The following is a 21,053-nucleotide window of genomic DNA, read 5'->3' as shown; positions in this document are numbered from 1 at the left end:
TGCATAGGTTATTGGGTTAGAACAACCGGGCAAGCAAGGCAGTCACGGCGGTTTCCACCCGCAGGATACGTGCGCCAAGCTGCACCGGTTGCAAGCCGGCCTTGGTCAGCAGCTCGACTTCATAGGGTATCCAGCCACCTTCCGGCCCGATCGCCAAGGTCACCGGTTCCTCCAGGCCTCGGGGGCAGGGCGGGTAGTCGCCGGGGTGGCCGATCAGGCCAAGCGTGCCCTCGGCCATGGCCGGCAGGCGGTCTTCAACGAACGGCTTGAAGCGTTTCTCGATAATGATCTCGGGCAGTACCGTGTCCCGCGCCTGTTCCAGGCCCAGGATCAGTTGCTCGCGGACCGCCTGCGGCTCGAGGAACGGCGTTTGCCAAAAGCTTTTTTCCACCCGATAACTGTTGACCAGCACCACTCTCGGTACGCCCATGGCCGCGACGGTTTGCAGCACCCGGCGCAGCATCTTCGGGCGTGGCAGCGCCAGCAGCAAGGTCAGCGGCAGTTTGCTCGGCGGCGGCTGGTCGAAGCTGACCTGCAGCTCGGCCTCGCTGTCTTGCAGGCGCAGCAACTGCGCATTGCCCATCGCCCCGCCAATACGCCCGACCCGCAGGTTGTCACCCACCTCGGCGCGATGCACTTGCTGCATATGCACCAGGCGCCGATCACGCAGGATCACCCGGTCGGCCGCAATAAAATCGGCCTCTTCGAGCAGCAGCAGGTTCACGGCTGGGTCGCTGGCGGCTGGTCGTCGTCGGCGGCCTGATCATCCGGGTGTTCGCCACGCTTGCTGATCAAGCCGCTGAACAGGATGCCGATTTCGAACAACATCCACATCGGCACGGCCAGCAGGGTCTGGGAGAAGATGTCCGGCGGGGTGAGGATCATGCCGACCACGAAGCAACCGATGATCACATACGGGCGGATCTTCTTCAGGTACGCCACGTTGACCACGCCGATCCACACCAGCAACACCACCGCCACCGGAATTTCGAAGGCCACGCCAAAGGCGAAGAACAGCGTCATCACGAAGTCGAGGTAGCTGGTGATGTCGGTCATCATCTCCACGCCGGCCGGGGTGGCGGCGGCGAAGAATTTGAAGATCAGCGGAAACACCAGGAAGTAGGCGAACGCCATGCCGGTGTAGAACAGCAGGATGCTCGACACCAGCAACGGCACGGCGATGCGTTTCTCATGCTTGTACAGCCCCGGCGCGATGAAGCCCCAGATCTGATGCAGGATCACCGGGATCGCCAGGAACAGCGAGACCATCATGGTCAGCTTCAACGGCGTCAGGAACGGCGACGACACGTCGGTGGCGATCATTGTCGCGCCCGCCGGCAAATACTGGCGCAGTGGCGTGGAGACGAAGGTATAGATCTGCTGGGTAAAGGCGAACAGCCCGGCAAAAATGATGAAGATGGCCGCTACGCAACGCAGCAGGCGGGTACGCAGCTCGGTGAGGTGCGAGACCAGCGGCATGTGCTGGTCGTTTTCCGGTTTATCAGCGCTCATGGGGCTCGCGGCGGCAATGTAGGGTCATGGGGCGCGGGCGACGCAACGGGCGTCGGCGCAGGCTCTGTCGGGACGGTTGCGGCTGCTGGCGCGATGCTGTTTTCAACCACAGGTTCCGCAGGTTTGGCGGGTTCCTGCACCGGCGACAGAATCTTGCGAGTTTCCTGCTCCAACGACAGGATATGTTCGTTGTGCAGCTGCCGGCGGATCTCGTCGGCACCGATTTCCCGTTCAACTTCCTGTTTGATCGCGTTGAAACTGCGTTTCAGGCGCCCGATCCACAGGCCGGCCGTGCGTGCCGCACCGGGCAGGCGCTCCGGCCCCAATACCAGCAGGGCCACGAGGCCGACGAGCAGCAGTTCAGAGAAGCTGATACCAAACATTAGTCAGTGCTCACGAGTCTTTGCGGGTCGGCTCTTCGACTTTTTCAGCCTGCACGTCGAAGGTACGACGTTCGGTGATCGGCTGGGCGGCCTGAGGGTGCACAGGCTGGGCCGGCGGAACCGGGTTCACCACCGGGTCGGCAGGTTTTTCGTCATCGTTCATGGCCTTGCGAAAGCCCTTGATCGACTCCCCCACGTCGGTGCCGAGGTTTTTCAGCTTCTTGGTGCCGAACACCAAGACCACTACCACCAGAATGACGATCCAGTGTTTCCAGTCGAAAATACCCATGCTGCAAATCCTCGATAAAAGTTATTCAGGCGGACGGGCGCGAGGCCTTCTCGGCGTGCCCGGACAGGCCGAAGCGACGGTCCAGTTCATCCAGCACGGCCTGTGGATGCTGCCCCAGCTGGGCGAGCATGACCAGGCTATGGAACCACAAGTCGGCGGTCTCATAGATGACATCGCTGCAATCGCCGCTGATCTGCGCATCCTTGGCGGCAATAATCGTCTCGACGGATTCTTCGCCGAGCTTTTCCAGGATCTTGTTCAGACCCTTGTGATACAGGCTGGCGACGTAGGAGCTGTCGGCATCCGCGCCTTTGCGCTCTTCCAGCACCTGGGCCACACGGTTCAGGGTATCGCTCATGTTCAATGTCCTGCCGAATAGATGGCGTGCGGGTCTTTGAGTACCGGTTCCACCACCTTCCATTCGCCGTTCTCGAGCACGCGATAGAAGCAACTGTGACGGCCGGTATGGCAGGCGATGCCGCCGACCTGTTCGACCTTGAGGATCACCACGTCGGCATCGCAGTCCAGGCGCAACTCATGCAGTGTTTGCACATGCCCGGACTCTTCGCCCTTGCGCCACAGTTTGCCACGCGAACGTGACCAGTAGATGGCGCGCTGCTCAGCGGCGGTGAGGCTCAGGGCCTCGCGATTCATCCAGGCCATCATCAGCACGCGCCCGGTCTTGTAGTCCTGGGCAATGGCCGGCACCAGGCCGTCACTGTCCCACTTGATCTCGTCCAGCCAGTCTTTCATGTTCGGCTCCGGCAATTTGCGACAGTGTATAACCGGATGGGTTATCGACGCACGATCAGATAAACGCCCACGGCCACCATGATGCCGGCCGGCCACTGGCCCAGTTGATTCAACGGGCCGCCAATCGCCAGCATGACCCCACCCACCAGATGCGCGGCACCGAGCAGGCGCAGGAACCAGTCATCCTTGCGCTTGCGCCACGGCGGCTCGGGATCCTTGGCGTGCGGCTGGGACATGCGCTCCAGCAAATCGCGGGTCATGTTGGCCAGGTGCGGCAGCTGTTCCATCTGGCTGTGCAGGTTGCCCAGCATGGTTTTCGGGCTCATCCGCTCACGCATCCAGCGTTCCAGGAACGGCTGCGCGGTGTTCCACAGGTCGAGGTCCGGGTACAGCTGGCGGCCCAGCCCTTCGATGTTGAGCAAGGTTTTCTGCAGCAGCACCAACTGCGGCTGCACTTCCATATTGAAGCGCCGCGCGGTCTGGAACAGACGCATCAGCACCTGACCGAAGGAAATATCTTTTAACGGTTTTTCAAAGATCGGCTCGCACACGGTGCGGATCGCCGCTTCGAATTCGTTGAGCTTGGTTTCCGCCGGCACCCAGCCCGAGTCGATGTGCAACTGCGCCACGCGGCGGTAGTCACGCTTGAAAAAGGCGAACAGGTTGCGCGCCAGGTAGTCCTGGTCTTCCGGCGTGAGACTGCCGACGATGCCGCAGTCGATCGCAATGTATTGCGGGCTCCACGGGTTGACGGTGCTGACGAAGATATTGCCGGGGTGCATGTCGGCGTGGAAGAAACTGTCGCGAAACACCTGGGTGAAGAAAATCTCCACGCCGCGTTCGGCCAGCATCTTCATGTCGGTACGCTGGTCGGCCAGGGTGGCGAGGTCGGTGACCTGCACGCCGTAGATGCGCTCCATCACCAGCACTTTGGGGCGGCACCAGTCCCAATACACTTGCGGCACGTACAGCAGTTGCGAACCTTCGAAATTGCGGCGCAACTGGCTGGCGTTGGCGGCTTCGCGCAGCAGGTCGAGTTCGTCGTAGATGGTTTTTTCGTAGTCGGCCACCACATCCACCGGATGCAGCAGGCGCGCATCTGCAGAAAAACGCTCGGCGGCGCGGGCGAGAATGAACAGCCACGCTAGGTCCTGGCCGATGATCGGCTTGAGGCCCGGGCGGATCACCTTCACCACCACTTCTTCGCCGCTCTTGAGCTGCGCGGCATGCACCTGCGCGACCGACGCTGATGCCAGCGGCTCGACATCGAAGCGGCTGAACACCTCGGTGATCTTCTTGCCCAGCTGCTCTTCGATCAGCTTCATCGACACCTGCGAATCGAATGGCGGCACGCGGTCTTGCAGCAGCATCAGTTCATCGGCGATGTCTTCGGGCAACAGGTCGCGGCGCGTCGATAGGATCTGCCCGAACTTGATGAAGATCGGCCCCAGGTCCTGCAATGCCAGGCGCAGGCAGGCGCCTCGGCTCAGCTCCAGCTTTTTACGCGGCAACCAGCGCCACGGCAGCACATAGCGCACCGCCAGCAGGAACCATGGCAGGGGCAGGGCAAACAGCAGGTCATCGAGGCGGTAGCGGATTACGACGCGCTGGATACGAAACAAACGGCGGACGGCGAGCAGCTTCATGCGTTATCGCTTGGATCAAGGGAACGGCTCAGGCGCTCGAAGCGGGCCTCGAGGCGTTCCAGGTCGATTTTGGCCTTGTCGAGCTCACGAAAGCGCGCTTGCGCTTCCCGTTGCCCGACCAGGGTGCGCGATTCTTCGCTCAGGTATTCGGCGAGGTTCTGGTTGAGGCTGGCGAACCCTTGCTGGTACCAGCGCGAACGGCTGCGCAGGTGACCGCTGATCAACTGGGTGGCGACGGGGCCGATCCAGCGTGACAGTTCGTATTCCCAGTCCAGCTCCAGGTCTTGCAGCACGGCGGCCAGGTCCATCAGCACCGCGCTGTCACCTTCCAGCGCCACTTCGGGGCTGTGCAGGATAGCGGTCTTGTCGCGGCTCAGCGCCAGGTGCAACAGGCTGGAGGCTGGCGCACGCAGGGTGCAGTCGGCCTCGGCGGCCCATTGCGTTGCGAGCAGCAGGCCTTCATCGCTGGGCAGGATAAACAACTGCACGGCGGGGCTGCGGCAATCGACGGCGATGACTTTGCCGGTCAGGTGCGCAAGCCGCGCCAGGGCGGTGCTGTCCAGGCGCAAGACACGGTTGAGGCCGTGTTCGACGCTTGCCAGAAGGCCTGCGAGCAACATCAGGGCTTGATGCCGCGGTGCAGGGCGACGATGCCCGAGGTCATGTTGTGGTAGGTCACGCGGTCGAAACCGGCTTCCACCATCATCGACTTCAGGGTTTCCTGGTCGGGGTGCATGCGGATCGATTCGGCCAGGTAGCGGTAGCTCTCGGCGTCATTGGTGATCAGCTTGCCCATCAACGGCATGAAGGCGAACGAGTAGGTGTCGTACACCTTGGACATCAGCGCGTTGGTCGGCTTGGAAAATTCCAGCACCAACAGGCGGCCACCCGGCTTGAGCACGCGCAGCATCGAGCGGATCGCGTCTTCCTTGTGGGTGACGTTGCGCAGGCCGAAGGCGATGGTCACGCAATCGAAGTGGTTGTCGGGAAACGGCAGCTTTTCGGCGTCGGCCTGGACGAATTCGATATTGCCGGCCACGCCCTTGTCGAGCAGGCGGTCACGCCCAACCTTGAGCATCGAGCCGTTGATATCGGCCAATACCACCTGGCCGGTCGGCCCCACGAGCTTGGAAAACTTGGCCGCCAGGTCACCCGTACCGCCGGCGATGTCCAGCACGCGATTGCCGGTGCGTACGCCCGACAGTTCAATGGTGAAGCGCTTCCACAGGCGGTGCATGCCGCCGGAGAGCACATCGTTCATCAAGTCGTACTTGGCGGCTACGGAGTGGAACACCTCAGCGACTTTTTCCGCTTTCTGGCTTTCCGGGACGTTCTTGAAGCCGAAGTGAGTGGTGGGTTCGGCATCGCTGCCTTTGCGCTGATCAGTCATATCGCTGTCACCAAAAGAGAATGCGGGACATGATAATCCCCAGGGCCTGCTTTGTCTTGGCAAGGCTGAAGGTAAGATAGGTGCTTATCGAGACCTTTTGCCGCATCGAAGGTTTCCAGGCACTTATAGAGAGGAGTCATTGCAATGGCCCGTATAACCGTTGAGCGTGAGCATTCCCTGGGTAAAGAAGGCGCCCGGGCCAAGGCCGACCTGCTGGCGCAGAAACTCAAGGATAAATATGGCCTGGAGTCGTCATGGTCTGGCGATACCTTGAACCTCAAGCGGTCAGGCGTTAAAGGCACCGTTCTGGTCGCCGATGATTCATTGCGTATCGAGGTGGAACTGGGCCTGTTGATGTCGGCCATGAGCGGTACCCTCAAATCCGAAATCGAAAAAGCCGTGGATAAGGCATTGGCCTGATGTGATGACGCTTAGGGTGCCGATTCTAATTTTTCACCTTACTTTGTGCCCAAGCCCTCAACTCCTGCGGGCGGTTCCTCCACCCAATTTTGCGTGAGGTGCACCATGGCCAAAGTTATTTTGAAGAAAAAAATCGACAGTCAGACCACTGCCCTGAGTGAGGTCAAAGGCTATGCCCGCAAGATCTGGCTGGCGGGTCTTGGTGCCTACGCCAAGGTCGGCAGCGAGGGTGGCGAATACTTCAAAGAGCTCGTTAAGAGCGGTCAACATGTTGAAAGTAAAAGCAAAAAAGTTGTGGTTGAACAACTTGATGCCGCCAACAGTCAGATTGACCAAGTAACGAGTAACGTCTCCAGCATCAGCCGCCGGGTTGAAGTGCAACTGGATAAAGTTGAAAAAGCTTTTGACACACGTGTTGCAAGTGCCTTGAATCGAATCGGCATTGCGTCTAAACATGACGTGGAGACACTCTCTGCTAAGCTCGAAGAGCTGACGGCATTGCTCGAACGTGTCGCGCGTAAACACTAAGGAGACATCGGGATGGCTGTTAAAAAAACTACTCAGAAAGAAAGCAGCTCGTGGGTCGGGGAAGTTGAAAAATATTCCCGAAAGATCTGGCTTGCTGGTTTAGGCGTGTACTCGAAGGTTAGCAGTGACGGTGGCAAATACTTCGAGACGCTGGTCAAGGACGGTGAAAAAGCCGAGAAGTTGACCAAGAGCACCGTTGGCAAAAAAGTTGATGCGGCCAAGGCCAGCGCAGGTTCTGCCAAGTCGAGCATTTCCGACACTTGGAGCAAGTTGGAAGAAACCTTCGACAAGCGTCTCAACAGTGCTATTTCGCGACTGGGCGTGCCGAGCAAAGCTGAACTGAAAACGCTGCACAGCAAGGTCGACACCCTGACCAAGCAAATCGAAAAACTCACCGGCGCGAAAGCGACTCCCGTGAAGGCGGCTGCTGCAAACCCTGTAGCCAAGCCTGCCGCTAAAACCGCTGCGGCCAAACCCGCTGCGAAAGCCGCTGCCAAGCCCTTGGTTAAAGCTGCCGCCAAACCTGCGGTGAAGGCTCCAGCCAAAGCGGCTGCAAAATCGGCCGCCAAGCCTGCGGCGAAAACTGCAGCTGCCAAGCCGGCCGCCAAGTCTGCTGCAAAACCCGTAGCCGCCAAAGCTGCCGCTAAACCCGCAGCCAAGGCCGTCGCGAAACCTGCCGCTAAGCCTGCAACTGCAAAAGCCGCAGCCAAACCTGCCGCCGCGAAGCCTGCGGCAAAATCCGCTGCTAAGAAGCCAGCGGTAGCGAAAAAACCAGCGGTAGCCAAGCCTGCTGCTGCGGCAACCGCTTCCACAGCCAACTCAGTGTCCGCACCGACCCCCGCTGCTGTGGCCCCGACTGCTACGTCGACGCCGACGCCATCCAGTCAGTCCTGAGTTTTTCCAGGACACAAAAAATGCCCGGCCTGCAGAGGTCGGGCATTTTTTATGGCGCTGTATTTAAAAGATCATTTCCACGCTCCCGCGTGGGAACGATCTGTTCAGTCAGTGTTATCCAGGTATTTGAGCGCAAACCGCTCGGTCGCCTGCCGCGCCGTCGGCAGCAGATGCGGGGCCACCAGCATCATGATCTGGTAAATCACCACCTGCACCTCGCCATCACGGTCGAGAATCCGTTGGTAATCCAGGGAAAACAGCAGCGTCATGGTGATCTGTTCCACCAATTGGCCGAGCGCCTGTGTATCGCTGACCAGTTGCCCCGCCGCCTTCAACCGTGCCAGCAAAGAGGCCAGGGTGCGCTTGAGCGCCGTGAGCAGGCTACGAATGCCTTTCGCCAGCTTCGGCAAACGCCCGGCCAGGTTCGACAGGTCCTGGAACAGGAACCGGTAGTGGGCCATGCGCTCCACGATCAGGTGCAGGAACAGCCAGTAATCCTCGGGCTCCAGTTGCGCGTCGGCGGGCGGATCGAGCAAGGGCGCCAGCTCAGCCTGAAAGCGCTCGAACAACCCAAGCACCAAAGGCTCTTTGCCGTGGAAGTGGTAATAGAGGTTGCCGGGGCTGATCCCCATTTCGTTGGCCACTTCCATGGTCGACACGTTCGGCTCGCCCTTGCGATTGAACAGTAGCAGGGCACACTCAAGGATACGGTCGCGGGTCTTCATCCAGCCTTCTTAAGTGGGATCGTTGAACTCAGCGCACGCGCACGTAGGTGCCTGGCGCCGCTTCCATCGGTGGGTAATTCTGGTTGCCCAGAGCAGTGAGGGTTTCGCGTTGCACGCCCGAACGTTGCTGGACCCACGCCAGCCACTGCGGCCACCAACTGCCTTCGACGTGATGGGCGTCGTAGTACCAGGCGCGCGGGTCGCTGCTCAGCTTGGGGTTCTCGACGTAATTGGCCTTGGGGTTGCCGGGCGGGTTGAGGATGCTCTGGATATGCCCGCTGTTGGACAGCACGAAACGCCGCTCACCGCCCAGCAGTTGGGTGGAGCGATACACGGCGTCCCATGGCGTGATGTGATCGTTGATGCCGGCCACGCTGAAGCTGTCTACCGTGACCTTGCGCAGGTCGACGGGGGTACCGCACACCTCCAGGCCCCCTGGATGGCTCAGCGGGTTGTGCTTGAAGAAATCCAGCAGGTCGCCATGCAACGCGGCGGGCAGGCGCGTGTTGTCGTTGTTCCAGTACAGGATGTCGAAGGCCGGCGGTTCCTTGCCCAGCAAGTAGTTGTTGACCCAATAGTTCCAGATCAGGTCATTGGGGCGCATCCAGGCGAACACCTTGGCCATGTCGCGGCCGTCCAGCACGCCTTTCTGGTAGGAGCGACGCTTGGCGGCTTCAAGGGTTTGCTCATCGGCGAACAACACGGCCGGGCTGTCGATCTGGCTGTCGAGCAAGCTCACCAGATAACTGGCGCTGGCGACGCGCCGCAGCTGGCGCTTGGCTTGCAGGTGGCCTTGCAGCGCCGCAATGGTCAGGCCACCCGCGCAGGCGCCCATCAGGTTGACCTCGCGCGCGCCGGTGATCGCGCGGCAGACGTTGAGCGCTTCCTCCAGCGCGGCCACGTAGGTGGACAGGCCCCACTCGCGATGGCGCACATCCGGGTTGCGCCAACTGACCATGAAGGTCTGCAGGCCGTTTTTCAGGGCGTATTGCACGAAGCTGTTGGCCGGGCTGAGGTCGAAGATGTAGTACTTGTTGATTTGCGGCGGCACCACGAGCAAGGGCTTGGCGTATTGTTTTTCGCTCATGGGCTTGTACTGGATCAGCTCCAGCAGTTCGTTGCGAAACACCACTGAGCCCGGGGTGGTGGCAACGGTCTTGCCCACTTCGAAGGCATGCTTGCTGACCTGGCGCGGCAGGCCGTTGTTGTGCAGCAGGTCTTCGAACAAGTGACTCACGCCGCGCACCACACTGTTGCCGCCGGAATTGAGCAGCTCCTTGATCGCCAGCGGGTTGAGCAGGGTGTTGGACGGGGAGACGGCATCGTTGAGCAGAGTGAAGGCGAAATGTGCGCGAATGCGGTCATCCGCGCTGAGGGCGCTGTCATCAATCCAGTTGCGCGTCTGCTTTTGCCAGCTCAAGTAGGCCTGCAGGCTGCGCCGGTACAGGGGGTTGAGCTTCCAGGTGGGGTCGCTGAAGCGGTTGTCGTTGGGGTTGGGTTCATGCACGGTTTCACCCAGCAACACCCGGCCCAGTTGGCCGCCCAGGGCCAGGGCGTGGCGTGCGGTGTGCATCGGGTTGCGCATGCCATGTGCCGCGACGGTGCGCAGGGTCGACAGCAGATCCTGGCCGCGCAAACCGGTGATCGCATTTTGCGCGTTGATGAACGCAGCAGGGGTGGGCGCCGGGTTCGTCACGGGTCTTTCTCGCATGAGCCAACACTCCTTCGTCAAGCCATCAAAAGGCACGCCAATTCAGAACCATAGTCGGTTCCTGGCAAGTTGCGCGGTGGTGCGATCCTTCACACCGCCGGGCGCGGATGTATCACGGCGCGCAGGCGCTCCTCCTCGAGAAACTTCATGATGATCGGCGCCACGGCTTCCGCCCGGGTGATCAGGAATAAATGGCCGTCATCGATGATGTGCAACTGCGCATTGGGGATGCGCCAGGCGAGCAGGCGCATGTTGATCAGCGGGATCAGCGGGTCGTCGTCCCCGGCCAATACCAGGGTGGGCTGACGGATCTTGTGCAACCAGTGAATGCTGGTCCAGCCCAGCCCCGCGAACAGTTGCCAGTAGTAGCCCAGCTTGCCGGCCGAGCGCACTTTGCTGGCATGTTCGGCGGCCAGCTTGGCATCGCGGCGAAACGAGCCGCCATAAATCATCGGCGCAATACGCACCACGTGGGACGGTTGGATATAACGCCTGGGGCTCGCCATCAGCCACAGCACTTTCGGCTTGCCCGGCACCATCACCGCACCCGCCGCCGTGGCCGCCAGGATCAGTTTTTTGCACCGTTCCGGGTAGTCATAGGCAAACTGCTGCGCCAGTGCTCCGCCCCACGACACGCCCACCGCGTTCACCTGGCCATAGTCCAGGTAATCGAGCATGCGCGCCGTGAGCTTGGCCAGGCCGGGGAAGCGATAGGGCCGGTTGGGCGTGGAGGAACCGCCCACGCCCGGCACGTCGAAGGCGATCACCTCCAGGTCCGGGTCCAGGGCCTGCACGAACGGAAACACCAACTCCAGGTTGGCGCCGATGCCGTTGAAGATCAGCAGCGGCGTCAAGTGCGGCTTGCCCGGTCGTACCGCCGTGCGGATGGCTTGGCCATCCAGGTCGATAGTGCGGAAGATGAACGGTTGCGGCATGCTCAAGCCCTGTGAAGTATTACAGGAGAAATGGGGGCAAAATGTGGGAGGGGGCTTGCTCCCGATGGCGTTGTGTCGGTCAGCACACCTGACACTGATCCATCTCTATCGGGAGCAAGCCCCCTCCCACATTTAGATCTCATTCCAATCTACCGCTCATGTACATAGGTGCCTGGCGCCGCTTCGGCGGCAGCATAGGTCTTACTGCCTAGTGTCGTAGGAGCTTTTTTCAACTTACCCGCCCGCTCCGCCTGCCACACCTGCCAGTGCAGCCACCACGAATCAGTATGCTTGGTCGCGTTTTCCTGCCACTCCAGCGCAGTGCCCCCCAACCCCTCGCTGGTCTGGTAGCGCGACTTGGGATTGCCCGGAGGGTTGAGGATGCTCTGGATATGCCCGCTGCTGGACAGCACGAACTCCACTTTGCCGCCAAACAATTGCGCTGACTTGTAGCAGGATTGCCACGGCGTGATGTGGTCATTGGTGCCGGCCAGTGAATAGATATCGGCCGTGACTTGCTTGAGGTCGATGGGCGTACCGCACACTTCCAGGGCGTTGGCGCGCACCAGCGGGTTGTTCTTGAACAGCTCGATCAGGTCGCCATGGAAGGCGGCCGGCAGGCGCGTGGTGTCATTATTCCAGAACAGAATGTCGAACACCGGCGGCTCGTTGCCGAGCAGGTAATTGTTGACCCAGTAATTCCAGATCAAGTCGTTGGGCCGCATCCACGCGAATACCTTGGCCATGTCGCGGCCTTCAAGCACGCCGGCCTGATAGGAATGGCGCTTTGCCGCTTCCAGCGTCTGTTCATCGACGAACAGCGCCACCTGGGTGTCCAGCGTGGTGTCCAGCACACTCACCAGCAGGGTCAGGGCGTTGACCTTCTTCTCGCCCAGCGCCGCGTAGTGGCCCAGCAGCGCAGTGCAGGTGATGCCGCCGGAGCAGGCGCCCAGCATATTCACGTCCTTGCTGCCGGTAATCGCCCTGATCACATCGACCGCTTCCTTGAGCGCCTCGATATAGGTCGACAAGCCCCACTCGCGCTGGGCCTTGGTGGGGTTGCGCCAACTGACGATAAAGGTCTGCTGCCCATTGCGCAGGCAGAAACGCGCCAGGCTCTTCTCCGGGCTCAGGTCGAATACATAGAATTTGTTGATCTGCGGCGGCACCACCAGCAGCGGGCGTTCGTGCACCTGCTCGGTGGTCGGCTTGTACTGGATCAGCTCCAGCACATCATTGCGAAATACTACGGCGCCGTCGGTGATGGCGAGGGTCTTGCCCACTTCGAAGGCGCCCATGTTGACCTGGCTCGGCATGCCGCCGTTGTGCACCATGTCTTTTGCCAGGTGGGACAGGCCGTCGAGCAGGCTTTTGCCACCGGTTTCAAAGAAGCGTTTAACCGCCGCCGGGTTGGCTGCGCTGTTGGTGGGGGCCATGGCTTCGGTCATCAGGTTGATCACGAAGTGGCCACGGCTGATGTCCTGTTCCGACAGATTGCTGTCGCCGATCCAGTCGTGCAGTTCCTTGCGCCACGCCAGGTAAGTCTGCAGGTAGCGCTTGTAGAGCGGGTTCTGGCTCCAGGCCGGGTCGTGGAAGCGGCGGTCGTCGCTTTCCGGCACCAGCGCCGATTTGCCGAACATCACGTTCTTGAGCTCCACCCCAAAATGGGCGACGTGTTTGACGCTGTGTAACGGTTGCTTGATGGCTTGGGTCAGCACCATCTTCGCCGAGGCCAATAGATCCTTTTTGCGTAACGCGATGATCGGGTTCAACCCCAGGGTGTTTTCCGAGGCCTGGCGTTTCAAGTCATCGTTATTCTTGTTACTCATCTACGACGCTCCATTGTCCGAAAGACGAGTACCGGCGATTGCTGCGCACCCATTTCGATACACGACACCAGCCTGGTACTGCGACTCGGGTGACCGTTGATACCGCATCGTCAAATGCAGGGAACTTGCCAGTTCCATTGGTTACCCGAGTTTAATTTTTTTCGCAAGCAGGCCAATCGTTGGCCACCAGACAGGGCATTCAAGCAGATGAAATTAGAAAATGCCCTCTAAAGAGCAAGAAGCCTGGGCTAGAGCATCAGGCGCACGACCGACTGACTCGGGTCGCGGGTTTTTCCGGCAGCTTTCAGTTCGGCCAGGTAATCCGCCCACAGCGCGTCCTGACGCACGGCCAGTTGATACAGGTAGTCCCAGGTGAACAGCCCGCTGTCATGGCCGTCGTCGAAGGTCAATTTCAGTGCGTACTGGCCGGCCGGTTCCAGCTTGATCAACTTAACGTTGAGCTTGCCAAATTGCAGGATGGGTTTGCCGTGGCCCTGGACCTCGGCGGAGGGTGAGTGCACGCGCAGGAATTCGGCGGGCAACTGGTAAACCTCGTCGGGGCCGTAGGTGAGGCCGAGGGTGTTGGAGGTTTTGTGCAGGTTTACAGCAGTAGGAAACTTGGCCATATGAGGTACTCCTGAATAAACCGGCTTAACAATGTGGGAGGGGGCTTGCTCCCGATAGCGGTGGATCAGTCAGCTTATCTGTAGCTGACCCACTGCAATCGGGGGCAAGCCCCCTCCCACATTTGAAGCAAAGCAGTTCTGTGTGAGGCTTACAGGATATACCGCGACAAGTCTTCGTTCTGCGCCAATTCACCCAGGTGGCTGTTGACGTAATCCGCGTCGATCTTGATCGCCACGCCATTCTGCAAACCAGCCATGTCGCCAGCGCTGAACGACACTTCTTCAAGCAGGCGCTCAAGCAGCGTGTGCAGACGCCGCGCACCGATATTCTCGGTCTTCTCGTTGACCTGCCAGGCAATCTCCGCCAGGCGCTTGATACCGTCTGCCTGGAATTCGATCCCCAGACCCTCGGTTTTCAGCAGCTCACGATACTGCTCGGTCAACGACGCATGCGGCTCGCTGAGGATGCGCTCGAAGTCGCCCGGAGTGAGCGCCTTGAGTTCCACGCGGATCGGCAGGCGACCTTGCAGCTCCGGCACCAGGTCGCTTGGCTTGCTCAGGTGGAAAGCACCGGAGGCGATAAACAGGATGTGGTCGGTCTTGACCATGCCCAGCTTGGTGTTCACCGTGCAGCCCTCGATCAGCGGCAGCAGGTCGCGCTGTACGCCTTCGCGAGATACATCGACACCACCGGAGTTGCCGCGCTTGGCGACTTTGTCGATCTCATCGATAAACACAATGCCGTGTTGCTCGACCGCTTCCAGGGCCTTGGCCTTGAGTTCTTCCTCATTCACCAGGCGCCCGGCTTCTTCGTCGCGCACCAGTTTCAGCGCCTCCTTCACCTTGAGCTTGCGGCTTTTCTTCTTGCCCTTGCCCATATTGGCGAACAGGTTCTGCAACTGGCTGGTCATTTCTTCCATGCCAGGTGGCGCGGAGATATCGACGCCGGACACCTCGGCCACTTCAATCTCGATTTCCTTGTCGTCCAGCTGGCCTTCACGCAGGCGCTTGCGAAACAGCTGACGGGTGTTGGAGTCCGACGATGGCGCGGCGTCTTCGTTGAAACCCATGCGTGCCGGTGGCAGCAAGGCATCGAGGATACGTTCTTCGGCGGCGTCTTCGGCGCGGTGGCTGACCTTGGTCACCTCCTGCTCGCGCAGCATTTTCAACGCGGCGTCGGCCAGGTCGCGAATGATCGACTCGACGTCGCGGCCCACATAGCCCACTTCGGTGAACTTGGTGGCTTCGACCTTGATGAACGGTGCATTGGCCAACTTGGCCAGACGCCGGGCGATCTCGGTTTTACCAACACCGGTCGGGCCGATCATCAGGATGTTCTTTGGCGTTACTTCAACGCGCAACTCTTCGGGCAGTTGCATCCGGCGCCAGCGGTTACGCAGCGCAATGGCAACGGCGCGCTTGGCATCGTCCTGGCCGATGATATGGCGATTGAGTTCATGGACGATTTCGCGGGGAGTCATGGACATAGTGTTTGGCGGCCTCAAGCGGGAATAAGCCTACGGCTTACTCGGCGAGGTCCTGCTCCTCAATGGTCTGGTTGTGGTTGGTGAACACGCAGATATCGCCGGCGATACCCAGCGCGGTCTCGACGATTTCACGCGCCGACAGATCGGTTTTCTTCAACAGCGCGCTGGCCGCAGCTTGTGCATAGCCGCCGCCCGAACCCATGGCGATCAGGCCATGTTCAGGTTCAACCACATCGCCGTTGCCGGTGATGATCAAGGACGCGTCTTTGTTGGCGACCGCCAGCATGGCTTCAAGACGGCTGAGGGAGCGGTCGGTGCGCCATTCCTTGGCGAGTTCGACGGCGGCACGCACCAGGTGGCCCTGGTGCTTTTCAAGCTGGCCTTCGAAACGCTCGAACAGGGTGAAGGCGTCGGCGGTCGCGCCTGCGAACCCGGCGAGCACCTGGCCGTGGTACAGGCGACGCACTTTCTTGGCGTTGCCTTTCATCACGGTATTACCCAGGGAAACCTGGCCGTCGCCGCCCATGACGACTTTGCCGTGGCGACGTACTGAAACGATGGTGGTCAAGGGGAGAGTCTCCACGCAGCGGGGCGAAAATGCCCTGATGGAAACTGATATGGGGGTGGTCGGGATGATTTCAACCTTGGGAGGTCGGGACGGACGAATGGTGTCTATGTGTCTGACATAGGTTCCAGAACACCCCAAAACCAATGTGGGAGGGGGCTTGCTCCCGATAGCGGTGTGTCAGCCAATGAATCTGGTGACTGATACCGCCATCGGGAGCAAGCCCCCTCCCACATTTTGATTGTTGTTGAGCTAGAGTCAGCGGCTCTGGCGCTGTTGTAACAACAGGTTGCTAAACCCTGCTCCGGCCAATTGCTTCTGCGCCACGGTCAACTGCTCGCGGTTGCTGAACGGGCCTACCAGCACGCGATACCAGGTCGCGTCCTTCACCGTGCCGGATTCCACCGTCACCGCTTGACCCAACAGAATGATCTGCGCCCGCACACGATCGGCATCCGCCTGTTTCGGGAACGAGCCCGCTTGCAGGAAGAACTTGGTCACCGGCGCCGCCTTGGTCTCTGCCACTGGAGGTGCCGGCGGCGGGGTGATCCCGGCCAGCGCGGCCTGCGCGCGCGCCGTGTCGATTTTCGCCGCTTCCGCAGGCGTCACCGGCGTGGTCGGCACTTGCGGCGTCGGCAGGGTTTTCTCCGGCACGGCGTCGGGCGGCACGATCACTTCCGATTCCGGCAGCAGTGTGTAGAAATCGTACTTGGGCTTCACCGGCGCCGTCGGGCTTGGTGCGGTCTTGTTGGCCTCGGCGATCTTCGTGGCTTTCTGCTGCTCCTGTTTGACGCGCTTGACGTCATCGCCCTGGCCGGGCTCCAGCTTCATCAGAAATACCACGAATGCGCCGACCGTGAGGCCGATGGCCATCCACAGCCAACCCGGAATCGGCTGCTTGGCCGGGGCCTGATAGCGGCTGGCGCCGCGCTTGGGTGCAGGTTTTTTCTTGGCGGCCAACTTACATGCGCTCCAGAGTTTCCAGGCCCAACAGCTCCAGGCCTTGCTTGAGGGTCCGTCCAGCCAGTGCGGCGAGGCGCAGGCGACTGTGCTTCTGGGCTTCATCGTCGGCGCTGAGGATCGGGCAGTTCTCGTAGAAGCTGGAGAACAGGCCGGCCACTTCGTACAGGTAGGTGCAGAGGATATGCGGGGTGCCTTTCTCGCCGACGCTGTTGAGCACTTCGCCGAACTGCGCGAGCTTGGCGGCCAGTTCCTGCTCCTGGGGCGCGTCCAGCACGATCTGGCCTTCGACTTCGCTGAAGTCCTTGCCCAGTTTGCGGAACACACCGGCCACGCGGGTGTAGGCGTACAGCAGGTATGGTGCGGTGTTGCCTTCGAAGTTGAGCATCAGGTCGAAGTTGAAGCTGTAGTCGCTGGTGCGATGCTTGGACAGGTCGGCGTATTTCACCGCGCCGATGCCTACCACGCGGGCGATGTTGCGCAGGTCGGCCTCGGCCAGCTCAGGGTTCTTTTCCTTCACCAGGCTGTAGGCGCGTTCCTGGGCTTCGGTCAGCAGGTCGATCAGCTTCACGGTGCCGCCGTCACGGGTCTTGAACGGGCGGCCATCGGCACCGTTCATAGTGCCGAAGCCCATGTGTTCCATGTGCATCGGGTGGGTGACGAAGCCGGCGCGGCGCGCCACTTCGAACACCTGCTGGAAATGCAGGGCCTGGCGCTGGTCGACGAAATACAGCGCGCGGTCGGCCTTGAGCACGCCGCTGCGGTAGCGCACGGCGGCCAGGTCGGTGGTGGCGTAGAGATAGCCGCCATCGGCCTTGACGATGATCACCGGCAGCGGTTCGCCGTCGGCGGTCTTGAATTCTTCAAGGAACACGCACTGCGCGCCGTTGCTCTCGACCAGCAGGCCTGCGGCCTTGAGGTCGTTGACTACGTTGATCAGGTCATCGTTATAAGCGCTTTCGCCCATCACATCGGCCATGGTCAGCTTGACGTTGAGCAGTTCGTAGATTTCCTGGCAGTGGGACAGCGAGATATCGCGGAAGCGACCCCACAGTTCCAGGCATTCCTTGTCGCCCGCTTGCAGCTTGACCACCAGGCTGCGCGCGCGGTCGGCGAACTCGGCGGATTCGTCGAAGCGCTTCTTGGCGGCGCGGTAGAAGTTTTCCAGGTCGGCCAGTTCGTTGCTGGTGATCGGGTTTTCCTGCAGATACGCCATCAGCATGCCGAACTGGGTGCCCCAGTCGCCCACGTGATTCTGGCGGATCACGGTGTCGCCGAGAAATTCCAGTACCCGCGCCACGCCGTCGCCAATGATGGTCGAGCGCAGGTGGCCAACGTGCATTTCCTTGGCCAGGTTCGGTGCCGACAGGTCGATGACCACGCGCTGGCTGTCGCCGGCTTTGCGTGCGCCGATACTGGCATCGGCCAGGGCGGCATCCAGGCGCGACGCCAGGGCCTGGGTGTTCTGGAAGAAGTTGATAAAGCCTGGGCCGGCGATTTCGGCCTTGGTGACACTGGCGTCGGCCGGCAGCGCCGCGATGATTTTTTCCGCCAGGTCGCGGGGTTTCATGCCTGCGGGCTTGGACAGCATCATCGCGATGTTGCTGGCGAAGTCGCCGTGGGTCTTGTCGCGAGTGTTCTCCACTTGGATCGCCGGCGACAGGCCTTCAGGCAACACACCTTCGTTGACGAGTTGGGTGAGGGCTTGCTGGATCAGCTGGCGAATGGTGTCTTTCATGGTGTTCTCTTTCGACCGCAAGCGGCGGCGCGCGATGCGCAGGTGGAAAAACTGGGCATTATCCGTGGCGAGGGCGGGCTTGCCAACCGTTCCAGACCTGTGGAGCTGTTTAAGGACGTTGTGCCCCCTGTAGGAGCGAGCTTGCTCGCGAAAAACCCGAGGGCGCCGCGTGAAATCAGGATACCGCGTTATCGTTAACGTTTTTCGCGAGCAAGCTCGCTCCTACAGGGGACGGCTTAATACAAATCTACCGGGTCTACATCCAGCGACCATCGCACTTGCCGGCCACTGGGCATTTGCTCCAGGGCAAGCAACCAGCTGCTTAATAGCCGATGCAGCGGTGCGCGGGACGTTGCCTGCAAGAGTAGCTGGGCCCGGTAGCGGCCGGCGCGGCGTTCCATGGGCGCGGGCACCGGGCCGAGCAGTTCGATGCCGCTCAGACCCAGCTCTGCCAGCAAACGTTCGGCGGCGCTGCAGGCTTCGTCAAGAAAGGCTTCGGCCTGGCCCGGTTTATGCGCCTCGGCGCGCAGCAGTGCCAGGTGCGAAAACGGCGGCAGCCCGGCGGCGCGGCGTTCGCTCAATGCCTGCTCGGCGAAGGCAAAGTAACCTTGCTCGGTCAGTTGGATCAGCAGCGGGTGGTCGGCCAGGTGTGTCTGGATAATCACCCGGCCCGGCTCTTCGGCGCGCCCGGCGCGGCCGGCGACCTGCACGATCAACTGCGCCATGCGCTCGCTGGCGCGGAAGTCGCCGGAGAATAAACCACCGTCGGCATCCAGGATCGACACCAGGGTCACCCGTGGGAAGTGATGCCCTTTGGCGAGCATTTGCGTGCCAACCAGAATGCACGGCTGGCCTTTCTGGATGGTGGCGAACAATTGGTTCATCGCGTCTTTGCGCGAGGTGCTGTCGCGGTCCACCCGCAGCACCGGGTAATCCGGGAACAGAATGCCCAGGCGCTCTTCGGCGCGTTCGGTGCCCGCGCCGACCGGGCGCAGGTCGACCTTGCCGCATTGCGGGCAGTGGCGCGGCACAGGCTCGACATGGCCGCAGTGATGGCAGCGCAGTTCGCCGTAGCGCTGGTGCACGGTCATGCGCGCATCGCAGCGTTCGCATTCGGACATCCAGCCACAGTCATGGCACAACAGCGTCGGCGCAAAGCCACGGCGATTGAGGAACACCAACACTTGCTGGCCGGCGGCGAGGGTCTGGCCGATGGCTTGCTGCATCGGGCCGGAAATACCGCTGTCCAGCGGACGGCTTTTTACATCCAGGCGCAGGAAACGCGGCTGTTTGGCGCCACCTGCGCGCTCATTCAGGCGTAGCAGGCCATACCGGCCGGTGTAGGCGTTATGCAGGCTTTCCAGGGAAGGCGTGGCCGAGCCGAGCACAATCGGGATGTCTTCCTGGCGTGCGCGTACCAGCGCCAGGTCGCGGGCGTGGTAACGCAGGCCTTCCTGCTGTTTATAGGAGCCGTCGTGTTCTTCGTCGATGATGATCAGCCCCGGATTTTTCATCGGGGTAAACAGCGCCGAGCGGGTGCCGATGATGATGTCGGCTTCGCCGTCCCGCGCCGCTAGCCACGACTCCAGGCGCTCACGGTCGTTGACCGCCGAGTGCACCAGCGCGATGCGGGCGTTGAAACGCTGTTCGAAACGCGCCAGGGTTTGCGGGCCTAGGTTGATCTCGGGGATCAGCACCAGCGCCTGTTTACCGGCTTGCAGGGTTTCGCGGATCAACTGCAAATAGACTTCGGTCTTGCCGCTGCCGGTAACGCCGGCCAGCAGGAACGCGTGGAAGCTGTCGAACCCGGCGCGGATGGCTTCATAGGCGGCGCGTTGTTCGGGGTTCAACGGCAGCTCCGGTTGCGCCAGCCAGTGTTCGTGGCGCGGGTCGGGGGCATGCTTGCGGATTTCCACCTGCACCAGGCCTTTGGCGAGCAACAGGTCGAGGCTGTCTTTGCTCAGCATCAGCTTGCTCAACAGCTGATGGGCGACGCCATGCGGGTGCTGGGCCAGAGTAGCCAGGGCTTCACGCTGGCGCGGGGCGCGGGCGATGCGCGGGTCATCCAGGCGAGCGCCGGGCGTCATCGACCAGAACCGCTCCTGGCGCGCTTCGGCCAGTTCGCCCTGGCGCAGCAGCACCGGCAGCGCCCAGCTCAAGGTGTCGCCCAGGCTGTGCTGGTAATACTGCGCGGTCCACAGGCACAACTTGAACAGCGCGGGGGGCAGCGGCGGTAGGGCGTCGAGGATGGCGATGGCCGGCTTGAGTTTTTCGGCGGGCACTTCGCTGTGGTCGGTGACTTCCACCAGGATGCCGATCATTTCCCGGCGCCCGAACGGCACGCGCACGCGCATGCCTGGCTCCAGCTGCGCACGTGGCACACCGGCCGGGGCCCGATAATCGAACAGGCGGCGCAGGGGCGAGGGCAGGGCTAGGCGCAAAATGGCGTCGGGCACGCGAGAAGTCTCATCTATAAAGGCAGGCGGTGGCGCAGGGGCGGGAGCCTAGCAGACCGACGGTGGAGGTGTCCCGTCTCTGCTGCAGGAAGAAGAGACTTGCGCAGGCGCCGGGATTTTCTGATGAAAGGGCGTGCTCGGCCTTCACCGCCGCTTGCGCGATTGAAAAGGTCTGTTAGAATTCGCGGCCTAATTACGTGCGGTAT

General features: G+C 61.2%; 22 protein-coding genes. 3 read left to right on the top strand and 19 right to left on the bottom strand.

All coding sequences use genetic code 11. The features are described 5' to 3' along the window. Positions 1 to 16: 16 nt before the first annotated feature. From C4J84_RS24145 to ubiE, 9 genes are read right to left on the bottom strand one after another with little or no spacing between them, the layout of a single operon-like run. On the bottom strand, positions 17 to 724 hold the full coding sequence (locus tag C4J84_RS24145) for a 16S rRNA (uracil(1498)-N(3))-methyltransferase (protein ID WP_124372131.1): 708 nt from the start codon (positions 722 to 724) through the stop codon (positions 17 to 19). After that, complete coding sequence (gene tatC / locus C4J84_RS24140; protein ID WP_124368653.1) at positions 721 to 1,512, bottom strand: twin-arginine translocase subunit TatC; 792 nt, start codon at positions 1,510 to 1,512, stop codon at positions 721 to 723. The genes C4J84_RS24145 and tatC overlap by 4 nt, the downstream gene beginning before the upstream one ends. Continuing rightward, positions 1,509 to 1,895 carry a Sec-independent protein translocase protein TatB gene (gene tatB, locus C4J84_RS24135; RefSeq protein ID WP_124436205.1) on the bottom strand — a complete coding sequence of 129 codons (387 nt, stop codon included), beginning with the start codon at positions 1,893 to 1,895 and terminating at the stop codon, positions 1,509 to 1,511. The genes tatC and tatB overlap by 4 nt, the downstream gene beginning before the upstream one ends. 10 nt (positions 1,896 to 1,905) lie before the next feature. Beyond that, positions 1,906 to 2,184 (bottom strand): twin-arginine translocase TatA/TatE family subunit, encoded by a 279-nt coding sequence (locus tag C4J84_RS24130; RefSeq protein ID WP_124364758.1) that lies wholly within the window; start codon positions 2,182 to 2,184, stop codon positions 1,906 to 1,908. A 25-nt stretch (positions 2,185 to 2,209) separates the two neighbouring features. Then, positions 2,210 to 2,542 (bottom strand): phosphoribosyl-ATP diphosphatase, encoded by a 333-nt coding sequence (locus C4J84_RS24125; RefSeq protein WP_124364757.1) that lies wholly within the window; start codon positions 2,540 to 2,542, stop codon positions 2,210 to 2,212. A gap of 2 nt (positions 2,543 to 2,544) precedes the next feature. Further along, entirely contained in the window at positions 2,545 to 2,937 is a 393-nt protein-coding gene (gene hisI / locus C4J84_RS24120) for a phosphoribosyl-AMP cyclohydrolase (RefSeq protein ID WP_124372129.1), read from the bottom strand. A 41-nt stretch (positions 2,938 to 2,978) separates the two neighbouring features. Next, a complete protein-coding gene (gene ubiB / locus C4J84_RS24115; RefSeq protein WP_124364756.1) occupies positions 2,979 to 4,583 on the bottom strand; it encodes a ubiquinone biosynthesis regulatory protein kinase UbiB in 1,605 nt (534 codons plus the stop codon). After that, the gene (locus C4J84_RS24110) at positions 4,580 to 5,203 is read right to left on the bottom strand and encodes an SCP2 domain-containing protein (protein WP_124436204.1); all 624 of its coding nucleotides are present in this window, start codon (positions 5,201 to 5,203) and stop codon (positions 4,580 to 4,582) included. The genes ubiB and C4J84_RS24110 overlap by 4 nt, the downstream gene beginning before the upstream one ends. Continuing rightward, a complete protein-coding gene (ubiE, locus tag C4J84_RS24105) occupies positions 5,203 to 5,973 on the bottom strand; it encodes a bifunctional demethylmenaquinone methyltransferase/2-methoxy-6-polyprenyl-1,4-benzoquinol methylase UbiE (RefSeq protein ID WP_003171186.1) in 771 nt (256 codons plus the stop codon). Before ubiE ends, C4J84_RS24110 begins: the two co-directional genes overlap by 1 nt. 144 nt (positions 5,974 to 6,117) lie before the next feature. On the opposite strand from ubiE, the gene C4J84_RS24100 reads away from it, so the two are divergent. The 3 genes from C4J84_RS24100 (at position 6,118) to C4J84_RS24090 (ending at position 7,815) form a co-directional block, all read left to right on the top strand. After that, on the top strand, positions 6,118 to 6,393 hold the full coding sequence (locus tag C4J84_RS24100) for a polyhydroxyalkanoic acid system family protein (RefSeq protein ID WP_124372127.1): 276 nt from the start codon (positions 6,118 to 6,120) through the stop codon (positions 6,391 to 6,393). A 105-nt stretch (positions 6,394 to 6,498) separates the two neighbouring features. Further along, positions 6,499 to 6,921, top strand: a complete 423-nt coding sequence (locus tag C4J84_RS24095; RefSeq protein WP_124372126.1) for a phasin family protein — start codon at positions 6,499 to 6,501, stop codon at positions 6,919 to 6,921. A gap of 12 nt (positions 6,922 to 6,933) precedes the next feature. Then, the gene (locus C4J84_RS24090; protein ID WP_124372125.1) at positions 6,934 to 7,815 is read left to right on the top strand and encodes a phasin family protein; all 882 of its coding nucleotides are present in this window, start codon (positions 6,934 to 6,936) and stop codon (positions 7,813 to 7,815) included. 104 nt (positions 7,816 to 7,919) lie between these two features. Here the strand turns inward: C4J84_RS24090 and C4J84_RS24085 are convergent, their stop codons facing one another. The 10 genes from C4J84_RS24085 to C4J84_RS24040 all read right to left on the bottom strand — a co-directional run bounded on the left by C4J84_RS24085 (position 7,920) and on the right by C4J84_RS24040 (position 20,847). Then, positions 7,920 to 8,540, bottom strand: a complete 621-nt coding sequence (locus C4J84_RS24085; protein ID WP_124372124.1) for a TetR/AcrR family transcriptional regulator — start codon at positions 8,538 to 8,540, stop codon at positions 7,920 to 7,922. A 28-nt stretch (positions 8,541 to 8,568) separates the two neighbouring features. Then, positions 8,569 to 10,251, bottom strand: a complete 1,683-nt coding sequence (gene phaC / locus C4J84_RS24080) for a class II poly(R)-hydroxyalkanoic acid synthase (RefSeq protein WP_124372123.1) — start codon at positions 10,249 to 10,251, stop codon at positions 8,569 to 8,571. Positions 10,252 to 10,340: 89 nt separating this feature from the next. Next, a complete protein-coding gene (phaZ, locus tag C4J84_RS24075) occupies positions 10,341 to 11,186 on the bottom strand; it encodes a poly(3-hydroxyalkanoate) depolymerase (protein ID WP_124368646.1) in 846 nt (281 codons plus the stop codon). A gap of 149 nt (positions 11,187 to 11,335) precedes the next feature. After that, positions 11,336 to 13,015 (bottom strand): class II poly(R)-hydroxyalkanoic acid synthase, encoded by a 1,680-nt coding sequence (gene phaC / locus C4J84_RS24070; RefSeq protein ID WP_124372122.1) that lies wholly within the window; start codon positions 13,013 to 13,015, stop codon positions 11,336 to 11,338. Positions 13,016 to 13,263: 248 nt separating this feature from the next. Beyond that, positions 13,264 to 13,641: a gamma-butyrobetaine hydroxylase-like domain-containing protein gene (locus tag C4J84_RS24065; RefSeq protein WP_124368644.1), complete on the bottom strand. Its 378-nt coding sequence runs from the start codon at positions 13,639 to 13,641 to the stop codon at positions 13,264 to 13,266. A 149-nt stretch (positions 13,642 to 13,790) separates the two neighbouring features. Then, complete coding sequence (gene hslU / locus C4J84_RS24060; protein WP_124364746.1) at positions 13,791 to 15,128, bottom strand: ATP-dependent protease ATPase subunit HslU; 1,338 nt, start codon at positions 15,126 to 15,128, stop codon at positions 13,791 to 13,793. Between the two features lie 37 nt (positions 15,129 to 15,165). Next, complete coding sequence (gene hslV, locus C4J84_RS24055) at positions 15,166 to 15,696, bottom strand: ATP-dependent protease subunit HslV (protein WP_003171209.1); 531 nt, start codon at positions 15,694 to 15,696, stop codon at positions 15,166 to 15,168. 255 nt (positions 15,697 to 15,951) lie between these two features. Beyond that, on the bottom strand, positions 15,952 to 16,653 hold the full coding sequence (locus C4J84_RS24050) for an SPOR domain-containing protein (RefSeq protein WP_124368642.1): 702 nt from the start codon (positions 16,651 to 16,653) through the stop codon (positions 15,952 to 15,954). A 1-nt stretch (position 16,654) separates the two neighbouring features. After that, positions 16,655 to 18,391 carry an arginine--tRNA ligase gene (gene argS / locus C4J84_RS24045; RefSeq protein ID WP_124436203.1) on the bottom strand — a complete coding sequence of 579 codons (1,737 nt, stop codon included), beginning with the start codon at positions 18,389 to 18,391 and terminating at the stop codon, positions 16,655 to 16,657. A gap of 236 nt (positions 18,392 to 18,627) precedes the next feature. Further along, entirely contained in the window at positions 18,628 to 20,847 is a 2,220-nt protein-coding gene (locus C4J84_RS24040) for a primosomal protein N' (protein ID WP_124436202.1), read from the bottom strand. Positions 20,848 to 21,053: the final 206 nt, after the last annotated feature.

Origin of the sequence: Pseudomonas sp. R11-23-07 (assembly GCF_003852295.1) — a bacterium.
Classification (GTDB): Bacteria; Pseudomonadota; Gammaproteobacteria; order Pseudomonadales; family Pseudomonadaceae; genus Aquipseudomonas.
The sequence above is the reverse complement of the archived record's forward strand: the minus strand, read 5'-3'. Positions and strand labels throughout refer to the sequence as shown.